Genomic DNA, 8,514 nt, shown 5'->3' on the forward strand with positions numbered 1-8,514 from the left:
GAAATATACTATTATTTAGTATGATGTTGCTGATATTGCAAAAAATATATTGATTTTAAATCCAGTAAAGGAAGAAACCATGAAAAAAAATCGAGCATTATTTTTAACGGCGGTCGCCTCAGGCACAATGTTAAATCCGCTTAATTCATCTATGATTGCGTTAGCATTACACAGTATTCAAAAGGATTTTCACCTTTCCTTTTCAACCGTTTCCTGGTTAATATCCAGCTTTTATTTAGCAAGTGCTGTTGCACAGCCGGTAACTGGAAAAATTGGTGATATTTTCGGCCGAAAAAAGACCTTCTTAACCGGACTGATTGTAGTTGCCCTGTCTGCACTTGGTGCACCACTAGCATCCACCTTTCTAATGTTACTGATCATGAGGCTTCTTCAATCACTAGGTAGCAGTGCCATTTACCCTTCAGGAATGGCATTAATTCGAGACCATATTAAAGATAGACAGGCCTCAGCCCTTGCTGTTTTATCGATTTTTGCCTCAGCTATGGTAGCACTTGGACCAACAATTGGCGGTTTCTTGATCGTGCTAGGGAATTGGCCGGCAATCTTTTGGGTCAATTTTCCCTTTATTATCCTCAGTTTTCTTCTAGGTTGGTATATGTTTCCGAAGGACATTAAGAAGGATAAGTCGCAAATGAAGGAATTATTTTCCCATCTCGATTTTCTTGGGATCGGATTTTTTGCTGCAGGAATGGTATTCTTTTTATGGTTCCTGTTATCCTTTGATGAAAAAATACATTTTCTGTCGGGTATTGTTGGTATTATCTTTTTCGGTTTATTTACCTGGAGAGAGTTAAGAGTAAAAGAACCCTTTATTGACGTTCGGATTTTCAGAATCCATCCAAAGCTTTCGATGGTGTATATCCAGTTTATCTTATTAAATATCTTTTTCTATTGCTTATTTTTCGGACTGCCAAGTTATTTTCAAGAAGGAATGGGTTTAAGTGTTGAATTGAGCGGTATGTTAATGTTGTTTATGTCAGGTGTAAGCATTATTATTTCTTCTGTCACTGGAAAATGGATCGATCGTACCGGTATAAACCAGCCGATTATGGTTGGGGCTTTTATATCTATTATTGGTGCGCTGGCTTTTATGCTGTTTTTTGTACATACCTCCTATCTGGGTATCGGGATTATTTTATCGATCATGGGCTTAAGCTATGGAATTGGAAATGTGGTTCTCCAAGTAGCAATGGTAAAGGAAAGTCCAAGAGAAATAATCGGTACTACATCCGGCCTGTTTCAAACCTGCCGATATTTAGGCTCTATCTTAGCCTCGATCATTTTAGGATTAATTTTCGGAGAAGGCATTACAGCGGAAAGCATGAAAATAATTGGAGAGGTTTTAGTGATAACAGGAATCATCAGCTTCTTAATGAGTTTGTGGTTTTCACGAGAGACATTCAATTTTAGAAAAATGCGCCATGTTTGATGATATCCATTCATCCGATCAAAAAAGAAACAGTCTCGATTGAGTGCTGTTTCTTTTACTTAATCGGCAAAACATAAAACAACACACAAAAAAAGTGAGCAACACTTGCAGCTAATACAAACAGGTGCCAGACCGCATGGTGATATTTAAACCCACGCCAAACATAGAAAATAGCGCCAAGTGTGTAAAGAGCACCGCCAATAATTAAATAGGTCATCCCCTGTGATGACAGATTCTTAACTAATGGCTTCCATGCAAAGACAATCAACCAGCCCATGACTACATATAATGCCGTTGAAGAAAAAAGGTATTTTTTCACAAAAAAGCATTTAAAGACTGTGCCAGCAATCGCAAGTCCCCATACGATACCAAAAAGTGTCCAGCCGAGTGTTCCTTTAATTACTACCAGTAGAAACGGTGTATATGTACCAGCAATAAAAAAATAAATAGAAGAATGGTCAAAAATTTCGAAAATGTCCTTTGCTTTTCCTTCTGGGAAGCTGTGGAGCAATGTTGAGGACAGATAAAGAATAACCATCGTTACACCAAAGATTGTAAAACTTACAATATGCCTAACGTTCCCGTAATGAGATGAAAAAACAATTAATATTACCAAAGCAGAGATACTTAGCAATGCTCCCACCCCGTGTGTGATAGAATTGGCTAGTTCCTCTTTTTTGGAAAAAATATGTGTAGCTGCCACTAGGATTTTGCTCCTTTCCTATCATAAGCCTACTATTTCAATTACTTATAAGTAATATTCATGAAAATAACATGATTATGAAAGGAGGACAATAGACATTTGTCATTTATTATAAATAGGAAAAATGAAAACGTATCTTTAATTATTTTGATCCTTCCTATTTTTGTTCCTATCATTGATTAGTTTCTGAATGTTTTCTCTAGGACTCCAGCAATTAAATTTGTAGTTCGTTTTTGTCTCAAATCCTAAACGACCGCAAAAATAGAGAATCCCCTCTGCCTTTTTCTCGGCAATAAAATGTTTGCATGTCGCACAACAATGGAAATCTTTCATTTACACACCTTTTCTTAAACTATTAATTTTTCGTTCATAGTTTATTAATAATTATCTATTAAGATAGAAATAGGTTCCCGGATGAACCTTAAACCTCCGCCCCCTTAAATATAGATTAGTTTGAATACCCGGCCATGGCTGGGTAATTTTTTTTGTCAAAATGAAAACAGAAGATAAATCGCTGTTGCCCACATTATCAATGCGGAAATTTTGTTTAATATCAAAATGAATTTCCCTGATTGATCTACTCTTCCCACCAACCTGCCAAAAATCGACAGCCCTAAAAACCAAATCCATGAAACGATAATACATACGACCATAAAAGTAATCCTAGCTGACCCTGAATAGGATATTGAACTCGTGCCGATCACTCCAATCGTATCCATGACTGCATGAGGGTTTAATAATGAAACGGAAGCTGCAAAGGCAATCTGTTTTTTTGTAGTGAATGTTTGAACTATTGTTCCTTCTGCTTGCGGTTTCGTTTTCCATGTTGAATACCCCATGTACAGCAAGAAAATGATCCCCAATAGTAACAACGTGACCTTTATCCATGTTACACCCAAAACAACGGATGAGACTCCAAAGACCGCTAATGAAATTAATAATGTATCACAAATAGAAGCTGTTAAAACGACTGGAAGGGCATAAATCCACCTTGGCTGCACAGCTCCTTGATTAAAAACAAACACATTTTGCACTCCGAGCGGCAGAATTAGCCCGAATGCCAAAATAAATCCATGAATGGCTGCACTAAACATTTACTCTCTCCTCATTTTTATTTCAATCTTGATACAAATGTATTTTCTAAAATAAGTATACTTCTTCACAACCCTGTCAATAACAATACCAATCAAGAAGAATTGGGGTGTTAGATCATGCAGGGAATTTATTTTATAAATGATCGTATTTGTTTAAATGGGCTAACGAAAGAAGAAAGTATTTCCTTACAGGAACAATCCTTAAAAAATTTTATCAACGACCAAAAAATTCAAGTTGTGAAGTTCAATCCCTTCCAACTAAATGACTATTACACGATTCCACATGCACTCTTATACGATTTAAAAAAGGAAAAAGTCCATATTGATTGTTTTTTATATTACTCTTCACAAGTGATCGAAGATTTCGTATACAGTTATCCAGCTAAATGGTTGATCTTAAAAAGCTTCTTTAAGGAACTCATCTCTATAGAAAAGCAAAATGATTTAAACATCTCAGAAGTCGTTTAATCCATTGAATTTTTTGCTTGTTTTCGATAAATAATCACAAAGTTAATGATAAAAATGATGATTAAATATACGCCATAGATACCAAATGAGTAAAGCTTGTTATTGCTAAATGAAGCACCGGCATAAGACAAAAGTAGAATATTTGGGATTTTTCCTATAATAGATGCCGTAAAAAAAGTCAGCCATTTTACATGACTTAACCCACAAATGATATTGACAACTGGCGCAGGGATGATTGGAATTAAACGACAGGTTAAGATGGCAACAAATGAGTTTCTGTTCAGAAACTCATCGTATTCCTGAACTTTTGGAAATTTCATTAGTTTCTGTTGTGCATAATCACGGAAACCATACCTAGATAAGAAGAAGAAAGCCATTGTTCCCACCATTGCGCCTGTCAAGGAAACAATCATTCCTTGTGATGTCCCAAATACAGCACCAATCGTTCCTGCTAAAACTGGAAATGGAATAATGGGAAAAAACACGCAAATCGCTACTAACAGCATGCTGATGAAAATGGCAATCGTCCCGCCTTGTTTAACTAGGTGCATAAATTCATCTTTTTGAAAAATACCAATCACAATCACCACAAGTAAAATGCCAATGCTTAACGCTCTTTTAAACATCCAGCTCCCCCATTCACTTCATTTCTTCGAATACATTCATTCTACTATATTTTTAATTATTAAAAAAATAAAAAGGGCCTTTCATTAAGAAAGGCCCCTACTACTACTCTATTAAAATGCAGTTCTCGCACCAAGGTATTTTGGTTTCCAATAGGAATTGGTCATATCCGCAATCGACACACCTTTTGAGCCAGCTTGAATGAATTGGTTATTGCCCAAATAAATCCCTACATGGGTAGGCCCTGGAGCAAATGTCTCAAAAAACACTAGGTCTCCGGGCTTGGGTGTAGTCACTACTTTCAGACCAGACCACTGTGTAGCTGCTGTTCGTGGGATCGAAATTCCTACCTTATTAAATACATAACTAGTTAACCCACTGCAATCAAAACCAGCAGGTGTATTTCCACCCCATAAATATGGGGTTCCTATGTATTTTTTTGCTTCATCCATCACCATTTGTGCCTTTGAAACGGTGGGTGAAGGCGCTGGTGTAGATGTACCACTAGATGTTACTTTCAAAACTTGTCCAACATAAATCGTGTCAGATGTAAGATTATTTAGTGACTTAAGCTGAGCAACCGATAGTTTGTTATGGACAGCAATAAGGTATAAGGTATCCCCTTTTTGGACCGTATACGTTGCAGTCCCTGTTTCATGGCTGTGTGGTGCTAATAATGTAAGCTTTTGATTTACATAAAGAGTATCAGATGTTAGGTGATTCCAAGTTTTTAAGTCTGTTATAGAAACCTTGTTGGCTTGGGAAATTTTCCATAATGTATCACCAGATTGGACTGTATAGACGTTTTCATGTGCACTTACTGAACCACCAAATGTAGATAACAGGATCCCCGCCGTTGCTGCGAATGATAATAATTGTTTTTTCACCGTAGCACCCCTTCATTTCTTCTGTGTAACTCAATCATAAACGACCTAGAAGGAGTGATTAAATCCCAAAAATAAGGCTTTCAAGGAAATGCTTCCCATTATTAACAAGGATAGCCGTAAATGTTTCAAAAAAAACAAAGCTACTTTCTTAATTTATAAGGATTTACATGGCATTTAAGATCATAAAATAATATATTTGTAACATAAATGTAATGGATTTGACTTTTACCGTATTTATCGGATTAGACAATTCAAGCTTGTAATGTAGAAATATTGTAACAATCCTACCATGCACAATCGTCTGTGAATCCTATAATTAACCTATAGAAACATCTTTAGTTTAATAAATCATAATGAATTTGGGTGATGATGATGCAAGGAATAGGTAAAGGACACCCACATGCAATGGGGCATCCTCATGGAATGCGAAATGTAATCGATTATGACAAGAATCCATTTATAGTTATTTGGGAAGTAACAAGAGCTTGTCAACTTAAATGTGTTCACTGCCGAGCTGATGCACAGCTTACTCCAGACTTACGTGAACTAACACATGCAGAAGGAATCAATTTAATCGATCAAATTTATGAAATGGATAATCCCATGCTCGTCTTTACGGGCGGTGATTGTATGATGAGGGAAGACCTTTATGAGCTTGCTGATTATGCAATCAAAAAAGGAATGCGTGTTTCGATGACACCTAGCGCCACAGCAAATGTAACAAAAGGAAAAATGAAACTTTTCAAAGATGTCGGACTTTCACGCTGGGGCTTTAGTTTAGACGGACCAACACCAGAAATTCATGACCACTTCCGCGGTACACCTGGATCATTTAATCTAACCGTTGAAAAAATAAAATACTTAAATGAATTAGAGATGCCATTGCAGATAAACACCGTAATCTCTCGCTATAATTATGATTCTCTTGAACAAATGTCAAAACTAGTGGCCGAACTTGGCGCTGTCATGTGGTACATATTCTTACTTGTTCCAACCGGCAGAGGTCAAATGGATGCTTGTATCACTCCAGCTGAGCATGAAAAAGTGTTCCGTTGGTTATATGAATTGAGCAAAACCGCACCTTATGATATCAAAACGACTGCAGCACAACATTACCGCAGGGTTGTGTTACAGCAAAAAACACGGGATCAACTGATTGAAAAGGGTGAAATTCATTACGAAGACTCCATTACCACTGATTTTGCTTCCATGCACGATGGTTTAAAGCGGGCACCAAAAGGTGTAAATGACGGGAACGGCTTTGCTTTTGTCTCACATATTGGAGATGTTATGCCGAGTGGATTACTTCCAATCGTTGGAGGAAACATACGTGACACCCCGCTTGCTGAAATTTATCGTGAGGCTAAAGTATTTAAAGAATTACGTCAGCCCGATCATTACAAAGGAAAATGCGGCGTATGTGAATATAACAAAATGTGTGGCGGTTCCCGTTCACGCACTTATGCAGTAACAGGCGATTATATGGAAAGTGAACCGTTCTGCGTCTATATTCCACAAGTAATGAGAAATAAAGAAACAACACCAATCTTATAAGTATATCCAAAGGGGCATTCTTATCATAAGAATCCCTCTATTCTTAGTCAATATTCCTTAGATAATGGAGTTAATAAATTTCCTAAATCATTTTGCAAATAGATCTTTAATAGTTATGATTAGTTTAGGGATAACGAACATGCTAAGGAGTTAACATGATTAGAACAATGGCAGTAAATCAAACGTATCAGTTAATGAGAGATCTTTCCATTGAGGAATTGATGAATGGTGATTTAATCTGGTACTGGGTTGATTTTTATAACCCAACTACCGAAGAAATCGAATTCTTAAGGACCCCTCTTAACTTTCACCCTCTAGCTATAGAGGATTGCATTAATCATTTACAAAGACCTAAGTTGGATTATTATGAGGACTATACTTTTTTTGTGACACAAGCCCTAAATCAACAAACCTTCACGCGCGAAGAGATTGATTTCTTCCTCGGTAAGAACTATATCATTACCTTTCACTACAAACCCTCAGCCGAAATTGATGAGGTGTGGAAACGATTTGATCAGTCAACAAGTATTAATCGGTGGGATCCTTCCCACGTTTTATACATTATCCTTGATAAAATGGTGGATAATTATTTTCCTCTGGTTTATCAAATTGAGGATATGTTAAATGAAATTGATGAAAATTCAAAAGGGAGAACGATGGAGGCATTGCTCGAGGATTTATTCGACACTAGACATCATCTCCTATCGTTACGGCATACGATTACACCGATGCGGGACCTTGTTTATCGAATCCTCAACTCTGAACGAATGACTTATATCAATGGGAAAAAAGAATACTTCTCCGATATTCATGATCATTTACTTAAATTAACCGAAATGATTGAGGCAAACCGTGAACTTACCACGGACATCCGCGACAGTTATATCTCACTGAACTCACACCAAACCAATCATGTCATGAAGGTTTTAACTGTGATAACTACGATATTCATGCCACTTTCCTTTATAGCAGGATTGTACGGGATGAATTTTCACTATATGCCTGGACTATCATGGAAATATGGTTTTTTTGCCACGCTGATATTAATGGTTTTAGTTGCCATAGGAATGGCTCTTTGGTTTAAGAAGAAAGGTTGGTTTAAATAAATGGCTAAAAAAAAATGAAAGGACTAGCACCGCTAGTCCTTTCATTTCTAAGATCACTTGCTTATTTCCACTCTTCATAGGCAACAGTTCCGCCTGTTAAATCAATCGTATTCCGCTCACCTTTATAATAGGTTTTCCCGTCTTTTTCGAAAATTAATTTTTCATAGGTATACACTTTTTGCCCATTTGGCAGATGAATAACCACTTTAGGACCTGGATTCTCTATGGGTGCTTCAATTTTTATTGTGTTTTGATAATAGTGACGAAAAACGAAGATACTGCCGGTTAATACCATGCACATGACAATGAAAAAAAATAAACCCTTTAGGAAAGAGTGCTTCGGCTTAGAGTGGTATAATTCAGCTCTGGTCAATTTTTTCTCCTCCTGGTGTTCATAATACGAAAATAATTTTTCAAATAGTTCGAATACTCCATTCATGCCCAAACCTACATTTTTTAATCCATTTGAAAAAATTTAACACTTGTTACCTTATGCAGTGCCACTAAAATTGTTGACAATAATCGCTCTTAAACACATGATTTTCATATTTATGTATAATAGTAAGGAATGATTGATCAGAAAGGAGAATTTCTTTGGTAAATACAAATACAAAAGAAACGATGAAAT

The 8,514-nt window shown here is 36.6% G+C and carries 9 protein-coding genes; 4 read left to right on the forward strand and 5 right to left on the reverse strand.

Annotated elements, in window-relative coordinates:
- Positions 1-79: 79 nt before the first annotated feature.
- Entirely contained in the window at positions 80-1,450 is a 1,371-nt protein-coding gene (locus V7137_RS09685) for an MFS transporter (protein WP_335697889.1), read from the forward strand.
- A 55-nt stretch (positions 1,451-1,505) separates the two neighbouring features.
- On the opposite strand, the gene trhA is transcribed toward V7137_RS09685, so the two are convergent.
- Positions 1,506-2,153, reverse strand: coding sequence for a PAQR family membrane homeostasis protein TrhA (gene trhA, locus V7137_RS09690; protein ID WP_335697890.1), 648 nt, complete (start codon positions 2,151-2,153; stop codon positions 1,506-1,508).
- Positions 2,154-2,641: 488 nt separating this feature from the next.
- Positions 2,642-3,247, reverse strand: coding sequence for a LysE/ArgO family amino acid transporter (locus tag V7137_RS09695; protein WP_335697891.1), 606 nt, complete (start codon positions 3,245-3,247; stop codon positions 2,642-2,644).
- A gap of 117 nt (positions 3,248-3,364) precedes the next feature.
- On the opposite strand from V7137_RS09695, the gene V7137_RS09700 reads away from it, so the two are divergent.
- Entirely contained in the window at positions 3,365-3,715 is a 351-nt protein-coding gene (locus V7137_RS09700; RefSeq protein ID WP_335697892.1) for a hypothetical protein, read from the forward strand.
- On the opposite strand, the gene V7137_RS09705 is transcribed toward V7137_RS09700, so the two are convergent.
- Both V7137_RS09705 and V7137_RS09710 read right to left on the reverse strand, forming a co-directional pair.
- Positions 3,712-4,341, reverse strand: a complete 630-nt coding sequence (locus tag V7137_RS09705; protein ID WP_335697893.1) for a TVP38/TMEM64 family protein — start codon at positions 4,339-4,341, stop codon at positions 3,712-3,714. The genes V7137_RS09700 and V7137_RS09705 overlap by 4 nt on opposite strands.
- A gap of 111 nt (positions 4,342-4,452) precedes the next feature.
- Entirely contained in the window at positions 4,453-5,226 is a 774-nt protein-coding gene (locus V7137_RS09710; protein WP_335697894.1) for a C40 family peptidase, read from the reverse strand.
- 372 nt (positions 5,227-5,598) lie between these two features.
- On the opposite strand from V7137_RS09710, the gene V7137_RS09715 reads away from it, so the two are divergent.
- Entirely contained in the window at positions 5,599-6,780 is a 1,182-nt protein-coding gene (locus V7137_RS09715; protein ID WP_420490112.1) for a TIGR04053 family radical SAM/SPASM domain-containing protein, read from the forward strand.
- Between the two features lie 155 nt (positions 6,781-6,935).
- Positions 6,936-7,886 (forward strand): magnesium/cobalt transporter CorA, encoded by a 951-nt coding sequence (corA, locus tag V7137_RS09720; protein WP_335697895.1) that lies wholly within the window; start codon positions 6,936-6,938, stop codon positions 7,884-7,886.
- 61 nt (positions 7,887-7,947) lie between these two features.
- On the opposite strand, the gene V7137_RS09725 is transcribed toward corA, so the two are convergent.
- Positions 7,948-8,259, reverse strand: a complete 312-nt coding sequence (locus V7137_RS09725; RefSeq protein ID WP_335697896.1) for a hypothetical protein — start codon at positions 8,257-8,259, stop codon at positions 7,948-7,950.
- Between the last annotated feature and the right edge of the window lie 255 nt (positions 8,260-8,514).

The organism is Neobacillus drentensis, from assembly GCF_036962765.1.
GTDB lineage: Bacteria > Bacillota > Bacilli > Bacillales > Cytobacillaceae > Neobacillus > Neobacillus drentensis_C.